Below are 25,327 nucleotides of genomic sequence, written 5' to 3'. Positions count from 1 at the left end.
AACACAGCGCTGAAATCTTCGGCTCAAGCGGGATAATACCGATATATGAGGGCCTAAGCCATGAATGTCGCAAATCTTTTATTCGGATACTGAAGTAATGACCCTGGATGCGCCGCCCCTGCCCGACCCCGCGTTGACCGGCCCCGATGGGCCGCTTTTGGGCTGCGGGCCGATTCGCCCCGAAACCGACGGCGGCGGCAGCGCGCTGCGCCACCGGGTCTTTGAATGCGTGCGCGCCGCGGGACAGATTTCGCGCAGCGATGTCGCCAAACAGTTGCGCGTGAGCCCCGGTTCGGTCACGGCCCTGGTCGGCGAACTGCTGGATCTGGGATTGGTGCACGAACAGCCCGACCTCAACCGCCCCTCCAGCCGGGGGCGCCCGCCCGTGGCGCTGTCGGTGCGGCCCGATGCGGGCTTCGTGGTGGGGATCAAGCTGTCGCGCACGCATCATACGGCACTTCTGGTCGATGCGGCCGGGCGGCCGCTGGCGCAGGCAAGCGTCCCCTGTGCGATGCGTCGGCGCAGCCTGGACCAAATCCTGCTGGAAACCGCGCAGGTGCTGGACGATCTGCTGGATCAAGCCGGGCTGCACCGCGCCGATATCGCCTGCATCGGGCTGGGCATGCCGGGCATCATCGACCATGCCAGCGGGCGGATGATCTGGTCGCCGCTGCTGACCGACGAAAACCGCCCCCTGCGCACATTGGCCGAGACCGCCTTTGGCGTGCCGGTGGCGGTGGACAACGACGCCAACCTCGTGACGCTGGCCGAACTGTGGTTCGGCAAGGGCCGCGAGATGGCCGATTTCGCCGTCGTCACGATCGAGGACGGCGTCGGCATGGGGCTGGTGATCAATCACCGCCTCTATCGCGGCGCGGGCGGTCTGGGAATGGAGCTGGGCCATACCAAGGTGCAGTTGGACGGTGCGCTCTGCCAGTGCGGGCAGCGCGGATGCCTCGAGGCATACGTCGCCGATTACGCGCTGGTGCGCGAAGCCTCGACCGCGCTCGATCCGACGGGACAGGCGACGCAAAAGCCCGAAGCGATGTTGGAGCAGCTCTACGAGCAGGCCAAGGCGGGCAACGAGGCGGCGCGCACCATCTTTTCGCGCGCGGGGCGGTTCCTGGCACTGGGGCTGGCGAATGTGGTGAACCTTTTCGATCCGCCGCTGATCATCCTGGCGGGCGAACGGATGCAATACGACTACCTCTACGCCGAAGAGGTGCTGGCCGAGATGCAGGCGCAAACGCTCAACCGCCGGGATCGGGCGCAACGCGTCGAGACGCATGAATGGGGCGACCTGATGTGGGCGCATGGCGCCGCCGCGCTGGCCCTGTCGGACACGGCGGACGCGATGGCGGCGGGCAAGACGTGAGGGCGCTGGCGCTGGCCGCGGCGCTCTGCGCCACCGGTGCCTGGGCCGAGGTGCGGTTCGAGGACCGCTCGGGCGGGTTGCCCGAGCATCGCTATACCGGCGGCTGGACGCATTTCGTCGGCGGCGGGGTTGCGGTGCTGGATTGCGACGACGACGGCCTGCCCGACCTCTTTGCCGCCGGCGGCGACAGCCCGGCGCGGCTGATCCGCAACCGCGGCGCGTTTCGCTTCGACGCCGCCCCCCTGCCCGCGATCAGCGGCGTGACGGGGGCCTATCCGCTGGACATCGACGGCGACGGCGCGCTGGATCTGATGGTGCTGCGGGTGGGCGCGAACATGGCGTTGCGCGGCGACGGCGCCTGCGGGTTCCAGGATGTGACCGCGCGCTGGGGGCTGGACGGCGGCGACGCATGGTCCACCGCGTTTTCCGCCACCTGGGTCGATGGCGCGCCGGTGCTGGCGGTCGGCAACTACGTCGATCGCGCCGATCCCGATGGCCCCTTCGGCACCTGCGACGACAACCTGCTCTACCGCTGGCGCGACGGGCGGTTCCGCGCCGCGACGCTTGCCCCCGGCTATTGCGCGCTGTCGATGCTGTTTGCGCGTGACGCGGGCGGCACGCCGCGGCTGCGCATCTCGAATGACCGCCACTACTATCTGCGCGGCGGGTCGGAGCAGATGTACGACCTGTCGCTGGGCCGGTTTCTGGGGCCGGACGACGGCTGGGCCGACGTCAGCCTGTGGGGCATGGGCATCGCCAGCCGCGACATCACCGGCGACGGGCGTGCCGAGGTCATGCTGACCTCGATGGGGGATCAGCTTTTGCAACTGGCGCAGGGCGACGGAACCTATGCCGCCGCCCCCTACGCCATCGGCACCTATGCGCAGCGCCCGCATGTCGGCGACGATGGCCGCCCCTCGACCGGCTGGCACGCGGAATTCGGGGATCTGGACAATGACGCGCGAGCCGATCTGTTCATCGCCAAGGGCAACGTCGATCAGATGCCGGGGCTGGCGATGGAGGACCCCAACAGCCTGCTGATGCAGCGCGCGGACGGCACGTTTCACGAGGCGTCTGTCGCGGCGGGCGTGGCGACGACCGCACGTTCGCGCGGTGCGGCCCTGGCGGATTTCGACGGCGACGGGCGGCTGGACCTGGTGGTGGTGAACCGCCGCGCCCCGATGGAGATCTACCGCAACGCGACACCGGGCACCGGCGCCTGGATGCAGATCGAGTTGCGCGCCGACGGCCCCAACACACGGGCCATCGGCGCGCTGGTGACGGTGCGGGCGGCGGGCCGCGCGCAGGTCCAGGAGGTCACGGTCGGCGGCGGTCATGCCTCGGGCCAGGCCGGGCCGCTGCATTTCGGTCTGGGAACTGCGGACAGGGCCGATATCGCGGTGGACTGGCCGGGTGGGCGGCACACGACGATGCGCGATGTCGTCGTCAACCAGCGCCTCACGCTGCGGCCCTAACGGTCGACGGGCAGCCCGCTGGGCACGCCGTCGGGCACGCCAAGCCGCCCGGTCAGCGCCACGGGGTCGCGCAGACTGCCCAGAAAAGCCACAAGCGCGGCGATATGCCGGTCGGAAAGCGCCTTGGGCGCGACGGTGATGGCCGCGCGCAGCGCCGCTTGATCTTGCGGCGTGTCCATATGCCGCCAATCCTGCGCCCCGGGCAGATCCGGCAGGCGCAGGGTGGCGCGGTCGAACCGGTCCAGCGCCGCCGCCGGGTCCGCGTGATCGGCGATGAAGGCCGCGAGATCGGCGTGGCTTCCGGTGTGACCGTAGGGCGCGGTTTCGGTCACGTTGCGCAGCGACGGCGTGCGAAAGGCATAGGCGTCCTCTGTGTGGCCCGTCACGCGCATCCGGCCGGTATCGCGCGCGTGGCTCTCAAAGCTGGCGGCCTTGCCCGGCCCGAACTGCGGCACGCCCATCGCGTGAAACCCGTGGTCGGTCTGGAACGGCCCGCCGTGGCACGTGCCGCAGCCCGCGTCGCCATAGAAAAGCGCCATGCCCGCGCGGGCCGGGCCCGTCAGCGCGGCCTGCCCCCGCAGATGGGCGTCAAAGGGGCTGGTGTCGCTGCGCCATTCAAAGGCGACAAAGGCGGCGATGGCGTCCGAGATATGCGTAAACCCGATCCCGCCGACGCCCGGAAAGGCAGCCGCGACCAAGGGCGCGTAGCCGGGCGTGTCGGCAACCCGTCTGCTCAGGATGTCCCACGCGCCGCCCGATCCGGTGATGCGCCCCTGCCGGACGGCCTGCGACACGTCGTTTTCGCTGTAGTGACCCGCCATTTCATCCGCCGACAGCACCGGAAACATGGTCTGCGCCGACAGCAGGTTGGCAAAGCCTTGCGTCATTTCCGCGCCCATCGGGGTTCGCAGGCCGCCGGGTTTGCCGGCGTCCGCCTCGATCCGGCCATCGTGGAACAGGCGGGTGAACTCGGACGCGCCAAGATTGAAAAGCGCGGGCGCGTTGCGTGGAATGCGCGCCTCCGGCAGGGTGTCGGGCACTGCGCGGCGCTCCGGGCCCAGCCCCACGGCCCCCTCGCCCAGACCCAGCGCCAGGCCATCGGCGGTTGCGAATTTCGGGTGATGACAGGTCGCGCAGGAGATGTTGCGGTTGCCCGACAGGATGGGATCGTAGAACAGCATCCGCCCCAGCCGCACCTGCGCCATGTCCAGGGGCGCATAGTCGGCCTCGGTCACGGCACGCGGCGGATCGGCCAGCGCCATGCCGGCGCACAGAACCGCCGCGATGATCGCCCAAATCCGCATCAATACAGCCCGAAATATTCGGCCTGTTCCCATTCCGACACGGCCCCCAGGTAGCGCGCCCATTCCGCGCGCTTGATCCGTACCAGATAGTCCACGACCCCGTCGCCCAGCGCGTCGCGGTAAAAGGCCGACCCGGCAAATGCGTCGATGGCTTCCCCGAGCGATGCGGGCAAGGCCTCTGCCGGGCCCTCGTAGGGGTTTTCCACGGGGGCGGGCGCGGTCAGCGCGCGGGTGATGCCGTCAAGACCGCTCAAGATCTGCGAGGCGAAGAAGTAATAGGGGTTGGCGGAGGTTTCCGCGACACGGTTCTCGATGCGGCTGGCCGGATCGCCGGGGGTCATCAATCCGCGCACCATCGTGCCGCGATTGTCGCGCCCCCATGCGATGCGGTCGGGCGCCAGCTGAAAGGGCTGATACCGCTTGTAGCCATTCACGCTGGGCGTGGTCAGAAGGCAGCTTTCGACAGCGTGATCCAGCAACCCCGCGATCCAGGCGCTGGCCTGCGCACTCGGCGTTCCGTCCGCCCGCGGCATCATCAGCGACGCCCCCGTGGCCCGATCCAGCAGCGACTGATGCAGGTGCCACCCCGAGGCGCAGGCGTTCTCCAGCCGCGGGCGGCACATGAACGTGGCATGCAGCCCCTGTTGCGCGCACACCTCCTTGGTCAGGGTGCGGAACATCATCATGTTGTCGGCCTGGGTCATCGGATCGCCCGGATCGAAGGTGAATTCGAACTGGCTCGGCCCCATCTCGACCTCCATCGAGCGGACGTGCAGGCCCATGTGCTGGCACGCGTGGCGCAGCCTGTCCATCACCGGCTCCAGCCGGGCGTACCGCGTCTCGGTCAGAAGCTGGTAACCGGCGGCAAGGGGCCGGGTCTGCGCGGGCCGCGGCGGCATCGTGGCATCGGCGTGCGACACGGCCTCGTCGTTCAGGGCATAGACGTGAAATTCGACCTCCAGCCCCATCCGCATCGCCATGCCCTGTGCCCCCAGCCGCGCCACCGCGCGGCGTAGCACGGTCCGGGGGGCGAATGCGATTTCCGCGCCGGATGTCATCACCGCGTCGCACAGGATCCAGGCCGACCGCGGCGACCATGACAGGGTGCGGAATGTGGCGGGGTCCGGCACCAGCAGCACGTCGCCCGCCCCCCTGATCGGGCTGTCGCCCGCGCCATCCCAGACCGGATAGACGGTGCGGTGCGCGGTGTCCTTCAGCAACAGCGTCGAGGGCGCATTGATGCCATTGGCCAGCACCGACCCGAAGGCGGAGGCGACCACGGTCTTGCCGCGCAGCACGCCATGCTGATCGGCAAAGAGCACGCGAACCGTTTCGACCGTGCTGTTGCGCACGGACGCCAGGAGATCCGAGGCCCGCGCGACCGCGTCCTCGTCCAGCAGCCCCAGTCGCGCCAGCGCGCCCTGCTTGATACCGTCGTCCATGTCCGTCACGTCATACCCCGATCCGCAGCCAGTCTAGCCGCGCGACATGCACCGCGTCACCCGGTTTTCGCGGCAGTGGCGATCGACGCGTCCCAATCCGTGCAGGCCGCGCGCCGCTCGGCGTCGCCGGCGGTATAGGCGGCGTGCCAATCGCCACCGCTGGCGGCAATCGTGTCGTTGCTGATCGGTCCGCGGATCGCCGCCGCCTGCGCCGCACCGCCGCGCATCGGCAGATCCGTCTCCGTGCCCGCCGTCACCGCGTCCATCGCCGCGCGCAACATGCGGCGGTAGCGGATGATCGCGACATCGGTCTTGCCCAGGTGTTCGCGGGTACGGTCGAATATCGGTCCGGGGCTTTCCACCGCCCACTGGTCGTGCACGTTGATATCCAGCCCCATGCCGGTATAGGTCTCGCGCGCCTGCTCGACCGGGTCAAAGCCATAGCCGTTGGCGCTGTTCCTGAGCGGCGCGTAATCCGGCAGCCGGTGTTCGCGCAGACGCTGGTCGCGCATCTTTTGCTTGTCCACGGGGCCGGTGAAACTGGTGAACATCGAATACCAGTAACAGCGCTCGTCATCGATGGGCACGTGCCACTGGGTGATGATCATCTCGCGGCTCATCGGGATGCTGATGGCCTGCGGAAAGATCTGGTTGGTCACGCGCACATGGGTGCGGCCATCGTCCAGATGCCGCAGCGCGATCAGCCGCAGCCCATAGTCGGTGTCCTCCACCGTGATGTCGGGACGCGGATAGTCGCGCAGCAGCCTGGTCATCGGGATGTCGGTCGCCCCAGCGGTGTCGCGAAATTGCTTGCCATAGCTGTCGGCCGGATCTTCGTCCTGCAGGAAACGGTGCAGGAACGACGCATGCGCGGGGTCGATGCCGACTTCCATCGCCTGCAGCCAGTTGCACGCCCACAGCCCCTTGAACGCGAACACGTGGCTGTCGGGCGCGCGGAAACAGTCGAAATCGGGAAAGGGCGGCGGATCTCCGGGGCCCATGTAGGCCCAGACGATGCCGTTCTTCTCGACCACCGGATAGCTGGCGGTGCGGATCCGCTCGTGCATGCGCGCGCCTTCCGGCTCTCCGGGTTGTTCGACGCATTGGCCGGTGCGGTCGAAATGCCAGCCGTGAAACGGGCAGCGCAGACCGTTGTCCTCGAGCCGGCCATAGCAAAGATCCGCGCCGCGATGTGGACAGGCGCGGCCGATCAGGCCCAGCGCGCCGCTGTCGTCGCGAAACAGCACAAGGTCTTCGCCCAGCAGGCGCACCGGCACCACCGGGCGCGGCACCGCCAGTTCGTCCGAAAGCGCCGCGGGCTGCCAATAGCGGCGCATGACCGCGCCCGCGTCGCTGCCGGGGCCGGTTCGGGTCAGGCGGTCGTTCATCTCCTGCGAGATCATGGAGCGGCCTTTCGGGGCTGTCGGGCCGCCGCGGCGGCCGGTTGCGTCGCGCGTCAGCTTTGGGCCTTGGTCCGCGCCTGTCAAGACGCGGCATGGCGCGTCGGGCGATCTTGCGCAGGGGCCGCCGCCCGGCATAGGGTCGCGCCAGACCGGACAATGGCGGCAGGGGCAAGGCAATGAACTGGAACGACTTTCGCCATTGGGGCCGCCGCGCCGCCGATTGGGCCAGCGACTATCACGCGGGGCTTCGCGACCGCCCGGTGCGCGCGCAGACGGCACCCGGCGCGATCCTGTCGGCCCTGCCAGGTGCCCCGCCCGAGACGGCGGAGGACATGGAGGATATCCTGGCCGATTTCGAAGCCACGATCCTGCCCGGCATGACCCATTGGCAGCATCCCCGCTTCTTCGCGTATTTCCCGGCCAACGCCGCGCCGGTGTCGGTGCTGGCGGAATATTACGTCTCGGCTATCGCGGCGCAGTGCATGTTGTGGCAGACCTCGCCTGCCGCGACCGAGCTTGAGACCCGCGTCACCGACTGGATGCGCCAGGCCGTCGGGCTGCGGCCCGGATTTGCGGGCGTCATTCAGGACAGCGCGTCATCGGCCACGCTGTGCGCCGTGCTGACGATGCGCGAACGCGCGCTGCGCTGGCGCGGGAACGCCACCGGACTTTCGGGAGAACCCGCGCTGCGTGTCTATGCCTCGGCGGAGGTGCACAGTTCCATCGACCGCGCGATCTGGATCGCGGGGATCGGGGCGGCCAACCTGGTGCGCATCCCCACCACCGGTCCCGGCCGCGCGATGGACACCGCCGCCCTGCGCCGGGCGATTGCCGCCGACCGCGCGGCGGGCCATCTGCCCGCAGGCATCGTCGCCTGTGTCGGCGGCACCAGCGCGGGGGCCACCGACGACATCGCCGCCGTGATGGACGTGGCCGAGGCAGAGGCGCTTTACACCCATGTCGATGCGGCCTGGGCCGGGTCGGCGATGATCTGCCCCGAGTTCCAGCCGCTCTGGGCGGGGGTGGACCGGGCCGACAGCGTCGTGTTGAACCCGCACAAATGGCTGGGCGCGCAGTTCGACTGCACCACGCACTTCGTTGCCGATCCCGACGATCTGGTGCGCACGCTGGCCATTCAGCCGGAATACCTCAGGACCCATGGCGCGGACGGGGTGATCGATTATTCCGAATGGTCCGTGCCGCTGGGCCGCCGGTTTCGCGCGCTCAAGCTGTGGTTCCTGATCCGCGTGCACGGGCTAGTGGGCCTGCGCGCGATGATCCGCGACCACGTCGCCTGGGCGCAGGGGCTGGCCCGGCGGATCGCGGCGGTGCCGGGGTTCGAGATCGTGACCCCGCCGATGCTGTCGCTGTTCACCTTTCGCTACGCGCCGCCGCGCGCGGGCGATCTGGATGCGCTGAACCAGCGGCTGGTGAACACGATCAACGACGATGGGCGCATCTACCTGACACAGACGCGCATCGACGGCGCGCTGGTGGTGCGGTTTCAGGCGGGGGCGTTCACCGCCACGGCACAGGATGTGGACATGGCCTTCGAGGTCATCACCGAAATCGCCGCCACCCTGTGACGGTCCTCAGAACACGCCCTGCGCCAGCATCGCGGTCGCGACCTTTTCAAAGCCCGCGATATTGGCGCCGCGGGCGTAATCGACACGCGCGTCGTTGATCCGCCCGGCTTGCGCGCATTTGTCGTGGATTTCCTTCATCGCGTCCTTCAGCAACGCGCATAATTCCTCCTTGGTCATGTCGCGGCGCATCTGGTTCTGGCTGATTTCCAGCCCTGACACGGTGACGCCACCCGCATTGGCGGCCTTGCCCGGCGCATAGAGCAGGTCGCTTTGCTGCACCGCCTTCAACCCCTTGGACGTGACCGGCATGTTCGCCCCCTCGACCAGCGCAAAACAGCCGCCGTCGATCAGCGATTTGACCCCCTCTTCGTCCAGTTCGTTCTGCGTGGCGCAGGGCAGCGCGATGTCACAGGCAACGCCCCAGGGCGCCTTGCCCTCCAGCCACTCGGCGTCGAACGCGTTGGCATAGGCTTCGAGGCTGGCGCCGGGTTTGGATTTGTGATCGCGCACCCAGTCGATCTTTTCGGGCGTCAAGCCGTCCTTGTCGTGGATGGTGCCGCGCGAATCCGACAGAGTGATGACCTTGGCGCCCCGGTCGGTGGCCAGTTCGGCGGCATAGGTCGCGACGTTGCCGGCGCCCGAGATGACGATGTTCTGCCCGTCGACCGACCGACCGTGCGCGGCCAGCATGTGATCGAGAAACTGCACCACGCCGTATCCCGTCGCCTCGGTGCGCATTTCGCTGCCGCCGTAGGACAGGCCCTTGCCGGTCAGCACGCCCTCGAAATTGTTGGTGATGCGCTTGTAGGCACCGAACAGATACCCGATTTCGCGCGCGCCGACGTTGATGTCGCCGGCGGGCACATCGATGTCCGGGCCGATGTGGCGATAAAGCTCAAGCATAAAGGATTGGCAAAAGCGCATGATTTCGGCCTCTGACCGGCCGGAGGGGTCGAAATCCGATCCCCCCTTGCCGCCGCCCATCGGCAGGCCCGTCAGCGCGTTCTTGAACGTCTGCTCGAACCCGAGAAATTTCAGCACCGAAGGTGTCACGGTTGGGTGAAACCGCAGCCCACCCTTGTAGGGTCCGATGGCGGAGTTGAACTGCACCCGGTAACCGCGATTGACCTGCACGCGGCCATCGTCATCCACCCATTCGACCCGGAAGCTGACGACGCGGTCGGGCTCGACCATCCGCTCCAGCAGTGCTGCCTCGCGGTAGGCGGGGCGGTCGTTGATCATCGGGATCACGTCGGCCGCGACCTCGCCCACCGCCTGATGAAAGGCATCCTCGTGCGGGGTGCGGTCCTTAAGACGCGACAGGAAATCATCGACATCGAGTTTTGCGGGGCTTGGCATGGGCGGTCCTTTCGGGGGAATGACGGCAGCACGGGCCCCCGCGCAGACACGCGGGGGCCGTTTGTTGCCGGGAAAGATAGATCAGGCGGGTTCGGTTTCCAGAAACGGGTAGTCGGTATAACCTTCGCGCCCACCGCCGTAGAACGTATCGGGGTCCTGCGGGTTCAGATCCGCACCGCGGCGAAACCGCTCCGGCAGATCCGGGTTGGCGATGAAATCGCGGCCAAAGGTCACGGCGTCGGCATGGCCCGACGCGATCGCCCGCTCCGCGCTGCCCGCGTCATAGCCGCCGTTGGCGATATAAAAGCCGTCGTAATGCCGGCGCAGGCGGCGCAGGATCTGCACGCCGGCGTCGTCCTCGTTGCCGGGAAACTGCTCGACAACATGCAGATAGGCCAGCTTGCGGGCGCTCAGCGCTGCGTAGATGCGGGCGTAGTGCGTCTCGGGGTCGCTGTCGGACATGTCGTTGGCCTGCCCCAGGGGCGACAGGCGCACGCCGATGCGCTCGGGCCGCCAGACGGTTTCGACGGCGTCCAGCGCCTCCATCAGAAACTTCATCCGGCCCTCTACGGATCCGCCGTAGGCGTCGCCGCGGTCGTTCACGCCGTCCTGCAGGAACTGGTCGATCAGGTAGCCGTTGGCGGCGTGCACCTCGACCCCGTCAAAGCCTGCGTCTTTGGCGGCACGGGCCGCGGTGGCATAGTCTTTGAGCGTCTGCGCGATCCCCTCCGCATCCAGCGCTTGCGGCTCGGACGTGTCCTCGAACCCGTTGGCGGTAAAGGTCTGCGCCTTGGCGGCGGTGTCGGTCGAGCTGACCGGCTGGCGCCCCTCGGGCAACAGCGACACATGGCTGATGCGGCCCACGTGCCATAGCTGGCAGAAGATCCGTCCCCCGGCGGCATGCACCGCGTCGGTGATGGTTTTCCAGCCTGCGATCTGGGCGTCGGTATGGATGCCGGGTGTATCGAGATAGCCCTTGCCCATCGCGGAGATCTGCGCCGCTTCGGTCAGGATCAGCCCGGCGCTGGAGCGCTGGGTATAGTAGGTCTGCGCGATGTCCCTGGGTACGCCGTCGCCCTGCGCGCGGTTGCGCGTCAGGGGCGCCATCAGCACGCGGTTGGGCAGGGTCAGATCGCCCATCAGTGCGGGATCGAACAGGTTTTCATGGTGTGTCATGGGGAATTGCTTTCACGTTGCGTCGGTTGATCGGTCCGGGGTCAACGCAATGTCGGCAGGGTTGTTCCGCGTCCGGGCAACCGGGGCGCGCACCGGGCCTGTGCACCGTCGCGCAGTGCGGTCAGCGACCCGCGAGGCATCGTTCCGCGCGATCGGATGCGCGCGACGGGGCCGGCGGCGCGCGGCGGCGCGACCCGTCAGGAGGCTTCGGCGGCCTCCAACTCCTCGACGATGCGGGCGTCCTGCGCGGCGCGCGGCTTGGACAGGCCCGCAAGCAGCAGATAAGCCACCGGAGTCAGGTAGAGCGTGGACAACGTGGCCAGCCCCAGCCCGCCCACGATGACCCAGCCCAGCGCCTCGCGCGCTTCGGCCCCCGCGCCCGCCGACAGGATCAGCGGCACACCGCCCAGCACGGTCGATGTCATCGTCATCATCACCGGCCGCAGCCGGATCGTCGAGGCATCGAGAATGGCGGATTTCACATCCTGCCCCTGATCGCGCAACTGGTTGGCGAATTCCACGATCAGGATGCCGTTCTTGGCCATGATCCCGATCAGCATCACCAGACCGATCTGGCTATAGACATTCAAGCTGAGCCCTGTGAACAGCAGCGCAAAGATCGCGCAGGCCAGCCCGATGGGCACCGTCGCCATCACGACCACCGCCGAGACGAAGCTTTCGAACTGTGCCGAAAGCACGAGGAACACCACGAGGATCGCAAAGCCGAAGGTCACCAGCAGCCCGGCCGAGGTCTGGTCCAGCGTCGCCGCCTCGGCCAGCGGCACGATCCGGTTCTGCTCGGCCAACACCTCCCGGGACAGCTCGCGCACCTGGTCCAGCGCGTCGCCCAGCGACAGCTCGGGCGTCAGCCCGGCAGAGATCTCGACCGAACGGTTCTGCCCTTCGCGGTCCAGTTCGGGCGCCACAGCGCGTTCCTCAAGCGTGACGAAGCTGGACATCGGCACCATCTGCCCGTCGCCCGTCTGGACAAAGATGTTCTCAAGATCGCCGGGGTCGTCGACCGGCGTCGATGTCGACAGCATCTGCACGTCGTAGCTGGTGTCGTCGATGAACACCGCGCCGATCGTCCGGCCGTCCAGCACCGCGCGCAGCGCATCGCCCAGCCCGGTGATGTCGATGCCAAGGTCGGAGGCGCGGGCGCGGTCGATGTCGATAAACAGTTGCGGCTGCGTTGTCTCGTATTCCAGCCGGACCTGCCCCATCGCCGGATTGTCCTGCATCCGCTCCACCAGCGTCTGCGACACCTGCGCCAGCTGGTCATAATTGTCGCCGGTGATGGCAAAGCTCAGCCCCCGGCCCGCGCCCCGTATCCCCAGCGAATTGGGCTGGATCGCAAAGGCGCGCACGCCGATGATCTGGCGCAGCTTGCCGTTGATTTCGCCCACGATCGCGGACTGCGGCCGCGCGCGCTGGTCCCACTTGGCCAGCGTGAACACCATAAAACCGCGGTTGTCGGCGCCAAAGCCGGTGATGGAAAAGACATTGGTGATTTCGCCCGACGCCTGCAGCGGGGCCACGGCGTCCTCTATCTCCTGCATCTTGCCCGTGGTGTAGTCCAGCGACACGCCCTGCGGCGCCGTGACCGACAGCAGCGCCACCGCGCGGTCCTCGGTCGGGGTCAGTTCTTGCCGGATGCCGCCCGCGACCATGACCGCCGTCGCCGCGAAAAGCGCCGCCACCAGCACGACCACCACCGGCACCGCCAGTGCGCCGCGCAGGCTGGCGGCATAGACCGCCTGCAATCGCGCGCCAAGCCAGATCAGCGGCCCGCGGGCATCGCGGCGCGGCGCTGCCGTCAGCAGGCGGCTGGCCAGCACCGGGCACAGCGTCAGCGCGACGACCGAGGACAGCATGACCGCGATGGCCAGCGTGAAGCCGAATTCGCGAAAGAGCCCGCCCGCCTGGCCCGGCAGGAACGACAGCGGAATGAAGACCGCCGCCAGTGTCGCGGTGGTGGTCATGACGGCAAAGACGACCTGCCGGGTGCCCAGGATCGCCGCGGCGCGCGGGCCGATTCCCTCGCCGCGGCGGCGCACGATGTTTTCCAGCACCACGATGGCGTCGTCCACCACCATGCCAGTGGCCAGCACCAGCGCCAGCAACGTCAGGATATTGACAGAGAACCCCACCAGGTAGATCGCCGCCAGCGTCCCGATCAGCGCCACGGGCAAGGTCAGCGCCGGGATCAGCGTGGCGCGCGCGTCGCGCAGGAACACGAAGATCACCAGGACCACGATCGAAATGGCCAGGCCCAGCGTTTTCAGCACCTCGATGATGGAGCCGTTGATGAAAACCGCGTCATCGGAGGTGACGAAGATGTTGATGTCGTCGGGCAGGGTCCTGTCCAGTTCGGCCACGACCGCGCGCACCGCCTTGGAAATCTCGAGCGTGTTCGAGGTCGCCTGGCGGATCACGCCCATGCCAAGCCCGGTCTGGCCGTTGGCGCGCAGCAGCGTCTCATCCGGTGCCGGGCCAAGGGTGACGCGCGCCACGTCGCGTACGGCGACATCGGGCGCGATCTGCAACGCCTCGAAGGCGGCGGGGGTGGCAATGGTTGCGGTGGTGCGCACGCTGATCGTCTGGCGGCTGCCCGTCAGGTCGCCCGCCGGCGTGTCAAAGGCCACCGTGCTCAGCGCGCGGCGCATGTCGGCTAGCGTCAGCCCGCGGCTGGCCAGTTCCAGCAGGTCGATATCGACGCGGAAGATCGGCTCCCGGTCGCCGTAGATTTGCAGGTCGGCGACGCCGTTCACCGAAATCAGCCGATCCTCCACCCGCTCGCGCACGATGCGGGTCAGATCCTGCGGCGACCGCCCCGAGGACGTGACGGCGATGCGCATAACCGGCTGGGCATTGGCGTCCGCCTTGACGATCTGCGCCGGTTCCGCCGTGTCGGGGATCTGCCCCGCGATCCGCGCCACCGCGTCGCGCACATCCGTCGCCGCCACGTCGATGTCGATGCCGTCCTCAAATTCCAGCGTCACGCGGCTGCGCCCGAAACGCGAGTTGGACGAGATCGACCGCACCCCCGCGACCCGGCCCACGGCCCCTTCGATCCGACCGGTCAATTCCTGGTCCACCGTCTCGGGAGAGGCCCCGGGAAACTGCGTGGTGATGGTGACCACGGGCCGGTCCACGTTGGGCAATTCGCGAATCTCGACGCCCAGAAGCCCCGCCAGCCCCGCCATGACGATCAGCGCATTGAGCACGAAGGCCAGGATCGGGCGCCGCACGAAAAGCGCCGTGCCCGAGCGGTGCGCATCGCGTGCCGCCCCGCCGGGTGCAGGCGCGTCGGTCATTGCGTCACCTCGCCCCGCGCCGCGTCCGCCTGGCGGCGCAGCGCCGCTTCGGTCTGGTCGGCGATGCTGACCTCCGCGCCGGGGCGCAGGCTTTGCACGCCCTCGGTCACGACCGGCTCGCCGGGGTCGAGATCGGCCTTGACCAACACGCTGTCGGCGGTACGCTGGAGGATCGTGACAGGCACCCGCGCCGCCTTGCCCTCCCGCACGGCCCAGACGAATGCGCCCCCGCTCGACCATTGCAGCGACAGCGGTTCGAGCGCCAACACCGCATCGCCCGCAAAGCTGAGCGCGACGGAAAACGCCATGCCCGCGCGCAGACGGTCGGCGGCGTTCTCCACCTCGGCCTGCACCCGCAGGGTGCGGCTGGCGCGGTCGACCACCGTGTCGATGGCGCTGATCGCGCCCTGCAGCACCGTGCCGCGCAGTCCCAGCGGCACCACCTCGACGCTGCCGCCCGTGCGGAGCTGGTTAATGATCCGTTCGGGCACGCGAAAATCGATCACGATCCGCGACCGGTCGGTGATCCGCGCCACCACGTCCGAGGCCGCGACACGGTCGCCCGGCTCGACGTCGATCAGGCCCAGCCACCCCGAGATCGGCGCATCGATCCGGCGCTTGGACAGGTCGTATTCGGCCTGCCGCACCGCCAGCTCCGCCGTCCTCAGCGCCAGTTCGGCCTCGCGCAGGCGCACTTCGGTCACGGCACCGGTGGTTTCCAGCCGCGACAGGCGTTGGGCCTCGTCCTGCGCATCGGCAAGGGTGATCCGCGCGCGCTCCAGCGCGATGGTCTCCGCCTCGTTGTCGAGGCGGGCAATCACGGTTCCCGCTTCGGTGTAGGTCCCGGCCGTGGCGGAAAGTTCGGTGATCGTGCCCACCGCATCGGCACGCACGATGACCGAGCGGTGCGCGCGCCCGTCCCCGATGGCCGTGACACGGTCGGTCATCACCTCCTCGCGCACCGGCGAGACAAGCACCTGCGACGCGCCCCCGCCGCGCCGCTGCGCCGCACCGGCCTGCGGCGCGGACTGCAGGCTGGCGGGGTCCACGCCCAGCAGGGTCAGCACGCCGATGCGATCAAGGATCGGAACCGCCGAGGGGACATAGGTGATCCATGCGAACAGCGCCCCGGCGATGACCGCCAGGGACAGGATCAGCTGGCGCAGAAATGACATTGGCGGCTTCCTTAAGTGTTACGCGGTCCCGGTCATGATCCGGACGTGCCTGACGTGAAAGGATAGCACGTTCCGGCAAATGTCACGCTGGATTGACGAAAGCGTGACATCGGGCGCTGGGCGGTATTGGCCATCGCCGGGAATTTGCGCTACATCGCGCCTCACGGCGGGTATCCGGCCCGCCGGACACCACCGCCCTTGGACAGACAGGCCACCGATGCAGGCGCATATTCCCTTGACCCGTGATCTGGTGCTGATCGGTGGCGGCCACGCGCATGCGCTGGTGCTGCGGCGCTGGGGGATGAATCCGCTGCCGGGCACGCGCCTGACACTCATCAACCCCGGCCCCACCGCCCCCTACACCGGCATGTTGCCCGGGCATGTCGCCGGGCATTACACCCGCGACGAGCTGGACATAGACCTGGTGCGGCTGGCGCGCTTTGCCGGCGCGCGGCTGATCCTGGGCGCGGTGACGGGGATCGATACGGATCGGCGCGAGGCGATGGTGCCGGGGCATGGTGCGGTCGGCTACGATGTCGCGTCGCTCGATATCGGCATCACGGCCCAGATGCCGCAGATCGACGGCTTTGCCGAACATGGCATCGCGGCCAAGCCACTGGACCGTTTCGCGGCCGCCTGGCGCGAGATGCTGGCCGGGGTCCGGACAGGCGATCTGCCGGCGCAGGTGGCGGTGATCGGCGGCGGCGTCGCGGGGGTCGAGCTGTCGATGGCAATGGCGCATGCGCTGCGCACCGCGGGCGCGCGCGCCCAAGTGACGCTGATCGAGGCCGAGACGACGCTGACGGGGACCGGCCCCGCGACCCGTGCCCGGCTGATGCGGGCGCTTGGCGCGCAGGGGGTGACCTGCCGCTTCGACGCGCGGGTGGCGCAGGTGACGGATCGCGGCGTCACGCTGGAAACCGGCGACCATATTCCCGCGCGGCTGGTGGTCGGGGCCGCCGGGGCAACGCCGCACGACTGGCTGCGCGACACCGGTCTGCCCCTGCGGGACGGGTTCATCCGGGTGGGACCGACGTTGCAAGTTGCCGGTCACGACGGGCTGTTCGCGGTCGGCGATTGCGCCCACCTCGCGCATGCGCCGCGTCCCAAGGCGGGGGTGTTCGCGGTGCGCGCGGCGCCGGTGCTGCACGACAACCTGCGCGCCGCGCTGTCAGGCCGCGCGATGCGCGCCTTCCGTCCGCAAAAGCGCTACCTCAAGCTGATCTCGCTGGGCGGCAGATCGGCGCTGGCCGAGAAATACGGCCTGCCGTTGTCCGGCCCGCTGCTCTGGCGCTGGAAGGACCGGATCGACCGCGCCTTCATGGACAGACTGGGCGACCTGCCGCAGATGGCCGTGCCCCCTGCCCCGGTGCCGCGCGCCCTGGATGATGACGACGGCAACGCCGCCGCCCAGCCGCTGTGCGGCGCCTGCGGATCCAAGGTCGGCGCCGGGGTTCTGGGCGCCGCGCTGGCCGGGTTCGAGCCGCGCCGCGACGATGTTCTGTCGCGCCCCGGCGACGATGCGGCGGTGCTGCGCCTCGGCGAGACGCGGCAGGTTCTGACGACCGATCACCTGCGCGGCTTCACCGGGGATCCGGCGATGCAGACGCGGATCGCGGCGGTGCATGCGATGGGCGACATCTGGGCGATGGGGGCCGAGCCGCAGGCCGCGCTGTGCACCGTCATCCTGCCGCGCATGTCGCCGCCGCTGCAGGCGCGCAGCATGGCCGAAATCCTGGACACCGCGCGGGCGGTGTTTGGCGCGGCCGGGGCGGATGTGGTCGGCGGACACAGCTCGATGGGCTCGGAACTGACCATCGGGTTCAGCGTGACGGGCCTGTGCCCCGGCGATCCGATCACGCAGGCGGGCGCACGGGCAGACGATGCGATCCTGCTGACCCGGCCCATCGGCAGCGGAACGATCCTGGCGGCCGAAATGGCGGGCCGCGCGAGGGGCCGCGACGTGGCCGCGATGCTGGCGCGCATGGCCACGCCGCAGGGCGACGCGGCGGCGATCCTGCGCGGGGCCCACGCGATGACGGATGTGACCGGTTTCGGCCTGGCGGGCCACCTGATGGCGATCTGCCGGGCCAGCGGCGTGGGCGCGCGGATCACGCTCGATGCGATCCCGCTTTATTCCGGTGCGCAGGACCTGGCGGCGGCGGGCCACCGATCCACGATCCATGCCGACAACCTGGCGCATGCGCCGGTCGCCGGCGCGCGCGGCCCGCGCGGCGCGTTGCTGCACGATCCCCAGACCGCCGGTGGGTTGCTGGCGGCGGTTGCCGCGCAAGACGCACGCGCGCTGGTGGACAGGCTTCGCGCCGCGGGGCACGAGGCCGCCCTGATCGGCAGGTTTACCAGCGGGCCGCCGGCGCTGCGCGTCGCGGATTAACCCGCGGCGCGCTCCGCGGCGGCGATGATCCGCGGTGCGACCGCCACCATCTCCGCATCCGTCAGCTCCTGCATGTCGATCCGTGCGGCCACGTCGCGGCGCTCCAGCGTCGATTTGGCATAGCGCGGATCGTAATGCTGCTCGGCCAGATCGCGCGCCAGCGCCTCGAACGCGCGGCGGCCGGCCATCGCGTGCCATGCCTCGACCTGGGCCTTGGCGTGATAGGGCGCCAGCTTGTCGATGCGGCGCGCCAGCAGATCCGCGTCGTCCAGCAGATCGGCATAGGCGGTGATCAGATACCGCCCCCGCGCCGCCAGCGGTGCGGTAATTTCGACCTGCGGGGCCGCATTCATCAGCGACCAAAGGCTAGGCGGGATCAGCAGGTCGCCGATCTTGTTGCTTTCCGCCTCGACGATCACGGGGCGCGCGGGGTCGAGCGTGGTGATTGCCGTCGCCAGCCGCGATTCAAACATCTTCTGGCTCGGTTGCGGATCGCCCATGCCGCCAAACAGCGACCCGCGGTGATTTGCCAGCCCCTCAAGGTCCAGCATCTGCGCACCGGCGGCCTTCAGGTGATGCAGGATCCGTGTCTTGGCCGTGCCGGTGCCCCCGGCCAGCAGCACGATCCGCAGATCCAGCGGCCGGTCGTACAGCGCATCGACCACCAGCCGACGATAGGATTTGTAGCCGCCCTCGACCAGCCCGACGCGCCAGCCGATCTGTTGCAGGATCGACGCGAAGGATCCCGACCGCTGCCCACCGCGCCAGCAATAGACCAGCGGACGCCAGCCACCGTCACGATCCGCCAGCGGACCTTCGATGTGGCGGGCGGAATTGCGCGCGACCAGCGCCGCCCCCACCTTGCGCGCCAGAAACCGGTCCTTTTGCACATAGATCGTGCCGACCTCCGCTCGCTCGGCATCGCTCAGCACGGGCAGGTTGATCGCGCCGGGAATGTGATCCTGGGCGAATTCGGTCGGAGAGCGGACATCGATCACCTGATCGAAGGGCAGATCGGCGAGGGCCTTGAGGTCGGTGAGATGAATGGGCATCGGGCCTTGGGGGTCAGGGGCGCAGATGCGCGGCGGCGCGCGTCTGTTACCGGGGGTGTGCCGCAATACCGCGCCAAGGTCAATCTGGCGCCTGTTGCCCTCCGGGCCCGCCCGGCGGCGCGGGCACCAGCGCACGGTACAGGTGCCACGTCGCGTGGCCCAGCACCGGCAGCACAATGATCAGCCCGATCATCAGCGTCAGCGCCCCCAGCGCCAGACACCCCGCCACGATCAGCCCCCAGCCCAGCATCGGGCCGGGGTTGTCCAGCACCGCGCGGGTCGAGGCAGACACCGCCGTCACAAGCCCGACATCGCGGTCCAGCAGCAGCGGAAAGGCGATCGCGGTCGTGCAGAGCGTCACCAGCGCAAACACCGCGCCCAGCAGATTGCCCAGCACGATCAGGGTCCAGCCCGCGCGCGTGGTCATGATCTGCCAGAGCATGTCGCCCAGCCCGACCGCGCGCCCCGGCCCCATCGTCGCGTTGTACAGCGCCTCGGCCGTGTAGATCCACGCCAGAAACAGGATCAGCAGCCACAGCCCCAGCACCGCGATCGCGGGCAAGGCCGGCGACCGCAGCACACCAAGCGCATGCCGCCAGCGGTCGTCGAGCCCCTGTTCGCGGCGGCGGCTGATTTCATAGAACCCAAGCGCCGCCACCGGCCCCAGCAGCGCGAAGCCGGTGATCATCGGGTAGATCAGTTGCAGCGCATTGCCGCGCGATACCCAGAAATACAGCGCAAAGGCCATGAAGGGATAAAGCACCGCCACGAAGAAGTAATGCGAGGGCCGCGCCATGAAATCATCCCATCCGTCGGCCAGCGCGCCGAAGACATCGCGCATCGTGATCCGGCGCAGGGTCACCTGCGGCGGCGCGTGGCGGCCGGGACTGAGCACGTGAAAATCGGTCATGGGCTGTCCTTTCGGTCGGGAAAGGCCGTGGCACCCGCAAGACTCGGTCCGCAGGCCATCCGCTGGTAAGCATACCAGAAATGCCGGTCATCGTCCCGTGACCGCACGGCGTTGTGATACCCCCGTGACCCCCACCCCTGCGCGCCTGTTGTGGCATTTAACGCACATTTCACCCCGTCCCGGCGGCTTTGACGGTGGCGACGGGGCGCTGGCCCTTGCCAGAGGGCCCTGACGCGGCGGAAATAGACAAAAAGCAAATGTCCCGAGCAGAAAGACAGGCATCCCGTGGAGTTGAGCGTCGTCGTCCCGTGTTACAACGAGGAAGAAACGATCCCCCATCTGGTCGAGCGACTGGCGGCGGCCATCGCGCCGTGGTCCGCGCGGGCCGAGATCATACTCGTCGATGACGGATCCTCCGATCAAACCTGGGACCGGATCGTCGCGGCGCAAGCCCAGGTGCCACAGGTGCGCGGCCTGCGGCTGTCGGCCAACCGCGGGCATCAGGTTGCGCTGACCGCGGGGCTGCAGGCGGCCCGCGGCGCGCGGATCTTCATGCTCGACGCCGATTTGCAGGACCCGCCGGAGGTTTTGACCGACATGATGGCGCTGATGGATCGCGGCTATGACATGGTCTATGGCCGCCGTGCCGCGCGCCGGGGCGAGACGGTGTTCAAGCGCCTGTCGGCCTATCTCTTCTATCGCTATCTCAATGCCCTGTCGGACGTGCCCATTCCCAAGGACACAGGCGATTTCAGGCTGGTGAACCGCCAGGTGCTGAACGCCGTGCTGGCCATGCCCGAACGCGCGCGGTTCATCCGGGGGATGTTCGCATGGGCCGGGTTTCGCCAGATCGGGCTTGAATACGAACGCGACGCGCGCCACGCCGGCGTGACCAAGTATCCGCTGCGCGCGATGCTGCGGCTTGCCACGGATGCACTGACCGGGTTTTCGATCAAGCCCCTGCGCTTTGCCACGCGGCTGTCTTTTCTCAGCCTCTTCGTCACGCTGTTGATGGCCGTCTATGTCTTCGGCTCGCTCTATTTGTTCAGCACCGCCCCCGGCTGGGCCTCGGTCACGCTGGCCATCAGCTTTTTCTCGGGCATCCAGCTTTTGACGTTGGGGATCATGGGCGAATACATCGGCAGGCTTTATACCGAAACCAAGCGCCGTCCGCTCTATTTCCTGGCCGACGAGATCGGCGGCGAGGCCGCGGCCCGCCCCGACACCGCCGACGATGCCGCCCCCGCCAAGGCGCAGGCCCCCGTCAAAGCACAGGCCAAGGGATGAGCCTTGCGCCCTCCTCCGCGATGCTGCGCTTTGCGGCGGTCGGCATCGGGGTCGCGGCACTCTACGTCGCGATCTTCGTGGGCCTTGCAGCGCTCGGGCTGTCGCGCGGTCTTGCCAATGTCGCGGCCTTCGGCCTGGCCGTGGCCGTTCAATACGTGGCCCAGTCTCTCTGGACCTTCCGCAAGCCGCTAAACGTGTCCGCGCAGGCGCTGCGCTTTGCCGTCGCCATCGGGCTGGGGCTTGTGGTCTCGACGCTGATCACCTCCGGGCTGGGGCCGCGGCTGGGCTGGCCCGCGTGGATGGCGGCGGGGCTGGTGGCCGTGGTGCTTCCGGTGCAGAACTATCTCTTTTTCAGACTCTGGGTATTTGCCGATGCAGACCCCGGCGCGAGGCAATGATGGCGCATATCTATTCCAACCAGTTTTTCGACTATATCGACGCCGGCGCGCGCCGGTCGGCCCGAGCCATGATCGCGGTCATGCAGCCGCATCTGGGCGCGCGCAGCCTGCTGGATCTGGGCAGCGGGCGCGGTGTCTGGGCGGGCGAATGGCGCGCGTCGGGGGTGGACGACGTGATGGCGGTGGACGGCGATTACGTTGATCGCGACCGGCTTGCCGTGCCGCGCGACCGTTTTTGCGCCGCCGATCTGACGCAGCCTCTCGACCTCGGCCGCCGCTTCGACCTGGCGCAAAGCCTCGAGGTCGGAGAGCATCTGCCCGCCGCGGCCTCGGCGCAACTGGTCGAAAGCCTTGTGCGCCACAGCGACAGGGTCTTGTTTTCCGCCGCCGTCCCCGGTCAAGGCGGCGAATTTCACATCAACGAACAGCCGCTGGCCTTCTGGCAGGACCTGTTCGCGGCGCATGGCTACGGCGCGTTCGACTGCGTGCGCCCGGCGCTGCGCGACCGCGCGGAGGTCGAAAAATGGTATCGCTTCAACACGGTGCTCTATGCCAATGACGCTGGTCGCGCCGGGTTGCCGCCAGAAGTTCTGGCGCGCGAACTCAAGGACGGCGCAAGGCTGCAAACCGGGGGCGGCGCGTCGTGGCGCCTGCGGCTGGCGGTGGTGTCGCTGCTGCCACGCGGCGCGGTGACGCGCATCGCTCAGGTCCGCGCGGGGGTTATCGCGCGTCGGGCGCGGGCGCGCGCGCGGCAGGTCTGAGCCCGGCATGGCGCGTCTGTGGGACAGCGGCGCGCCACCGTCGCTCCTGCGGCTGGTGGCGGTCGTCTATGCGGTGCTCATGGCGGTGTCGCTGCCGCAGTTGATCGATCCGCTGGTGCGGCACGACGATTTCCCGGCGCTTCTGGTCGATCCTTCGGGGTTCTATGCCAAGACCCTGCACGAAGGGCGCTGGCTGAATTACTGGTGGCACCTGCGGGGGGTGATGACGCCTGCCTGGGCCAATTTCGCCGCCTATCAACTGTGCTGGGCGGTGTTTTGCGCCGCCGCCGCGCGCGCGGCCCTGGGCCGCGATGCCGCGGTCTGGCCGGTGCTTGGGCTTGCGCTGCTGATCGCCGTCGCGCCGCCCGCGCTGCTGATTTCGCTGTGGTTCAATACGCTGATCCCCGGTCTGGCGCTGGTGGCGCTGTTCGCGGTGCTGGCCAACCGGCTGCCGCCGCGCGCGATGCGCTGGCTGCTGGTGCTTTTCGTGCCGCTCACGCTGATGGCCTACACGACCTATCCACTGCTGCTGCTGGCGGTTTGCCTGACGACACACGGCGCGCAGACATCGTGGCGCGACGTCGCCGGGCCGTTGGCGATTTTCATCGCCAGCTTCGCGCTCGGGATACTCGCGATCTACGGGCTGAACTATCTTGAGCACGGAATTTTCGGCATTCCCATGGCCGACTGGCGCACGCCGCAGCCGACGCGGGACCTGGCGTCGCTGATGGCCAATCTTGACCGCATCGGCGTGGTCGCGCGGAAGACCGCGCTGGCCTTTGCATGGGGGTTCACGCCGCTGTCGGTGGCACATGGGCTGTTGGCGGCGGGCGGCCTGATCGTGCTGTGGCGGGCGGAGCGTTGGGCCGCCGTGGCCGCATTGACGGTCCTGATCGCGGGCACCGGGCTGCTGTGCCTGCAGATCCTGAGCACCGGCGTGACCGTGCCGGTGCGCGCCTTCGGCTTTGTCTGGATGATCCATGTCGTGGTCATGATGCGCGCGGCGCTGCTGCTGTCGCGACGCGGCGGCCTGGCCGCGCGGCTGGCGCGTAATATGGTGATCTTCATCGTCGCAAGCTACCTGCTGCAAACCGCCAGGCAATATACCGACGGATGGGACTGGCAGGCGCAGACCCGCGCGCTGGCGCAGGCCGCCGGGCCCTCGGGCGGCGCGATCATCCTGCGCGGCGACTACCGGACGCTGGCGGGCGCGACCCGCGCGGGTATCCAGAACGCGCGCGGGCTGCGCCTGCGGCTGGTGTACCTGACGGGCCGCGAGGTCGTGCTGTGTGCCGAGACACCCCAGCTCTGCACCGGGCATCCGGCGACGCCGCCCGCCTCGGCGCGGCCGGTGCAGGCGGGCGAGGCGCTGATCGCGCAGCACGACGGCGGCAGCCTGATCTGGTTGCCCTCCACGGTCCCTTCCCGCTAGAGATTTCACCGGTCAAAGGCTATGGATGGCACGGATATGCCTAGCGCCGTCATCGCCCGAGGAGACGCCGAACATGACGCTTGCCTACTGGACCGACATCACCACCGCTCTCTTCGGGGCCCCCCTGCCCGAAATAGACACCGACCGCGACGCGGGGTGCGCATTGCCCTCGGCCTATGCGGTCAGCGATTTCGCGGCGGCGACGATCGGGGCGGCGGGTGTGGCGTTGGGGCGGCTGGGCGGCGTGGCCCCGGGCGCGGTTCGGGTGGACAGGCGGCGCGCGTCGCTGTGGTTCGACATGACCCTGCGACCCGATGGCTGGGACAGTCCCGACGCCTGGGATGCGCTCAGCGCGAACTACCGCGCGCGGGATGGGTGGATCAGGTTGCACACGAACGCGCCGCATCACCGCGCGGCGGCACTGCGCGTCGTGGCGGCGCAGCCCGGCAAGGACGCCTTTGCCGAGGCCATCGCCGCGTGGTCGGCGGCCGATCTGGAGGATGCCATTGTCCGCGCGGGCGGATGCGCGGCGCAGTTACGCGCGCCGCAGGACTGGGCCAGGCACCCGCAGGGCCGCGCGGTTCGGGCCGAACCGCTGATACACTGGGATCAGCGCGCCGCGCAGGCGCGGCATGGCGCGGTCGGCACGCCCGGCCGCCCGCTTGGCCGGTGCCGCGTGCTGGACCTGACGCGCATTCTGGCCGGGCCGGTGGCAACGCGGTTTCTGGCGGGGTTCGGGGCCGATGTGCTGCGGATCGATCCGCCGGGCTGGACGGAACCGGCGGTCGAGCAAGAGATCACGCTGGGCAAACGCTGTGCGGAACTGGACCTGCGGGCGGCCGCCGATCGCAGGGTGTTCGAACGGCTGCTGCGAGAGGCCGACATCCTGGTGCACGGGCTGCGCCCCGGCGCGCTGGCCGGGTTGGGATACGACACCCCAACGCTGCGGGGGCTGAACCCCGATCTGATCGACGTGACGCTGTGCGCCTATGGCTGGACCGGCCCGTGGGCGCAGCGGCGCGGCTTCGACAGCCTTGTCCAGATGAGCACCGGCATCGCCGCGCCGCAGGGCGACGGTGATGCGCGCGCCCCCCGCCCGCTGCCCGTGCAGGCCCTGGACCACGGCACCGGATACCTGATGGCCGCCGCGGCGGTGCAGGCACTGGCGCTGCGCGAACAGGGCCGGATCGCAAGCGCGCGATTGTCGCTGGCCCGCAGCGCACACCTCTTGATGCAATGCGCAGGGAGCCTTGCGCCGGCGCATCCCGTCACGCTGCGCGACGACGACCTGGCACCGGCGCCGGAGAACACCCATTGGGGGCCCGCACGGCGTGTCGCACCGCCGGTGCAGGTCGGCGACTGGTCGCAGCACTGGGACCGGGCGGCGGGGCCCTTGCGCCGCGATCCGCCGCAGTGGCGCGTGGAGTAAGGGCCTTAGCGGACCCTGAAGTCGCGGTCAGGTCCGGCAGCCGCGATCATC

At 68.9% G+C, this 25,327-nt stretch carries 18 protein-coding genes; 9 read left to right on the top strand and 9 right to left on the bottom strand.

Features of this window, described 5'->3' with window-relative positions; translation table 11 throughout:
* Nucleotides 1-97: 97 nt before the first annotated feature.
* Both FDT80_RS00140 and FDT80_RS00135 read left to right on the top strand, forming a co-directional pair.
* Nucleotides 98-1,375 (top strand): ROK family transcriptional regulator, encoded by a 1,278-nt coding sequence (locus FDT80_RS00140; protein ID WP_138660228.1) that lies wholly within the window; start codon nucleotides 98-100, stop codon nucleotides 1,373-1,375.
* Nucleotides 1,291-2,850, top strand: a complete 1,560-nt coding sequence (locus FDT80_RS00135; RefSeq protein ID WP_138660227.1) for a CRTAC1 family protein — start codon at nucleotides 1,291-1,293, stop codon at nucleotides 2,848-2,850. Before FDT80_RS00140 ends, FDT80_RS00135 begins: the two co-directional genes overlap by 85 nt.
* Here FDT80_RS00135 and FDT80_RS00130 read toward each other — a convergent pair.
* From FDT80_RS00130 to FDT80_RS00120, 3 genes are read right to left on the bottom strand one after another with little or no spacing between them, the layout of a single operon-like run.
* Nucleotides 2,847-4,154: a cytochrome-c peroxidase gene (locus FDT80_RS00130; protein WP_138660226.1), complete on the bottom strand. Its 1,308-nt coding sequence runs from the start codon at nucleotides 4,152-4,154 to the stop codon at nucleotides 2,847-2,849. The genes FDT80_RS00135 and FDT80_RS00130 overlap by 4 nt on opposite strands.
* Nucleotides 4,154-5,596: a glutamine synthetase family protein gene (locus FDT80_RS00125; RefSeq protein ID WP_138660225.1), complete on the bottom strand. Its 1,443-nt coding sequence runs from the start codon at nucleotides 5,594-5,596 to the stop codon at nucleotides 4,154-4,156. Before FDT80_RS00125 ends, FDT80_RS00130 begins: the two co-directional genes overlap by 1 nt.
* A gap of 56 nt (nucleotides 5,597-5,652) precedes the next feature.
* Entirely contained in the window at nucleotides 5,653-6,999 is a 1,347-nt protein-coding gene (locus FDT80_RS00120; protein ID WP_138660224.1) for an aromatic ring-hydroxylating dioxygenase subunit alpha, read from the bottom strand.
* Between the two features lie 176 nt (nucleotides 7,000-7,175).
* On the opposite strand from FDT80_RS00120, the gene FDT80_RS00115 reads away from it, so the two are divergent.
* On the top strand, nucleotides 7,176-8,585 hold the full coding sequence (locus tag FDT80_RS00115; protein ID WP_138660223.1) for a pyridoxal phosphate-dependent decarboxylase family protein: 1,410 nt from the start codon (nucleotides 7,176-7,178) through the stop codon (nucleotides 8,583-8,585).
* Between the two features lie 6 nt (nucleotides 8,586-8,591).
* On the opposite strand, the gene gdhA is transcribed toward FDT80_RS00115, so the two are convergent.
* The 4 genes from gdhA to FDT80_RS00095 all read right to left on the bottom strand — a co-directional run bounded on the left by gdhA (nucleotide 8,592) and on the right by FDT80_RS00095 (nucleotide 15,612).
* The gene (gdhA, locus tag FDT80_RS00110; RefSeq protein WP_138660222.1) at nucleotides 8,592-9,944 is read right to left on the bottom strand and encodes an NADP-specific glutamate dehydrogenase; all 1,353 of its coding nucleotides are present in this window, start codon (nucleotides 9,942-9,944) and stop codon (nucleotides 8,592-8,594) included.
* Nucleotides 9,945-10,025: 81 nt separating this feature from the next.
* The gene (locus FDT80_RS00105; RefSeq protein WP_138660221.1) at nucleotides 10,026-11,120 is read right to left on the bottom strand and encodes an alkene reductase; all 1,095 of its coding nucleotides are present in this window, start codon (nucleotides 11,118-11,120) and stop codon (nucleotides 10,026-10,028) included.
* A gap of 197 nt (nucleotides 11,121-11,317) precedes the next feature.
* Nucleotides 11,318-14,437 (bottom strand): efflux RND transporter permease subunit, encoded by a 3,120-nt coding sequence (locus tag FDT80_RS00100; protein WP_138660220.1) that lies wholly within the window; start codon nucleotides 14,435-14,437, stop codon nucleotides 11,318-11,320.
* On the bottom strand, nucleotides 14,434-15,612 hold the full coding sequence (locus tag FDT80_RS00095) for an efflux RND transporter periplasmic adaptor subunit (protein ID WP_138660219.1): 1,179 nt from the start codon (nucleotides 15,610-15,612) through the stop codon (nucleotides 14,434-14,436). The genes FDT80_RS00100 and FDT80_RS00095 overlap by 4 nt, the downstream gene beginning before the upstream one ends.
* A 217-nt stretch (nucleotides 15,613-15,829) precedes the next feature.
* Here FDT80_RS00095 and selD point away from each other — a divergent pair, with 217 nt between their 5' ends.
* A complete protein-coding gene (selD, locus tag FDT80_RS00090) occupies nucleotides 15,830-18,007 on the top strand; it encodes a selenide, water dikinase SelD (RefSeq protein WP_138660218.1) in 2,178 nt (725 codons plus the stop codon).
* On the opposite strand, the gene mnmH is transcribed toward selD, so the two are convergent.
* Together mnmH and FDT80_RS00080 are read right to left on the bottom strand one after the other, a co-directional pair.
* Nucleotides 18,004-19,059 carry a tRNA 2-selenouridine(34) synthase MnmH gene (gene mnmH / locus FDT80_RS00085; protein ID WP_138660217.1) on the bottom strand — a complete coding sequence of 352 codons (1,056 nt, stop codon included), beginning with the start codon at nucleotides 19,057-19,059 and terminating at the stop codon, nucleotides 18,004-18,006. The two genes, selD and mnmH, sit on opposite strands and share 4 nt — an antisense overlap.
* 79 nt (nucleotides 19,060-19,138) lie before the next feature.
* On the bottom strand, nucleotides 19,139-19,969 hold the full coding sequence (locus FDT80_RS00080) for a DUF2189 domain-containing protein (protein ID WP_138660216.1): 831 nt from the start codon (nucleotides 19,967-19,969) through the stop codon (nucleotides 19,139-19,141).
* A gap of 285 nt (nucleotides 19,970-20,254) precedes the next feature.
* On the opposite strand from FDT80_RS00080, the gene FDT80_RS00075 reads away from it, so the two are divergent.
* The 5 genes from FDT80_RS00075 (at nucleotide 20,255) to FDT80_RS00055 (ending at nucleotide 25,276) form a co-directional block, all read left to right on the top strand.
* Entirely contained in the window at nucleotides 20,255-21,256 is a 1,002-nt protein-coding gene (locus FDT80_RS00075; protein WP_138660215.1) for a glycosyltransferase family 2 protein, read from the top strand.
* A complete protein-coding gene (locus FDT80_RS00070) occupies nucleotides 21,253-21,654 on the top strand; it encodes a GtrA family protein (protein ID WP_138660214.1) in 402 nt (133 codons plus the stop codon). Before FDT80_RS00075 ends, FDT80_RS00070 begins: the two co-directional genes overlap by 4 nt.
* Complete coding sequence (locus FDT80_RS00065) at nucleotides 21,651-22,415, top strand: methyltransferase domain-containing protein (RefSeq protein ID WP_342777619.1); 765 nt, start codon at nucleotides 21,651-21,653, stop codon at nucleotides 22,413-22,415. Before FDT80_RS00070 ends, FDT80_RS00065 begins: the two co-directional genes overlap by 4 nt.
* Before the next feature lie 7 nt (nucleotides 22,416-22,422).
* Nucleotides 22,423-23,847, top strand: coding sequence for a hypothetical protein (locus FDT80_RS00060; RefSeq protein WP_138660213.1), 1,425 nt, complete (start codon nucleotides 22,423-22,425; stop codon nucleotides 23,845-23,847).
* A gap of 73 nt (nucleotides 23,848-23,920) precedes the next feature.
* Complete coding sequence (locus tag FDT80_RS00055; RefSeq protein WP_138660212.1) at nucleotides 23,921-25,276, top strand: CoA transferase; 1,356 nt, start codon at nucleotides 23,921-23,923, stop codon at nucleotides 25,274-25,276.
* Nucleotides 25,277-25,327 lie beyond the last annotated feature (51 nt).

Source organism: Sulfitobacter sabulilitoris, from assembly GCF_005887615.1.
Taxonomy (GTDB): domain Bacteria; phylum Pseudomonadota; class Alphaproteobacteria; order Rhodobacterales; family Rhodobacteraceae; genus Sulfitobacter_E; species Sulfitobacter_E sabulilitoris.
Note: the sequence above shows the minus strand (reverse complement) of the source record. Positions and strands in the feature narration are given on the sequence as shown.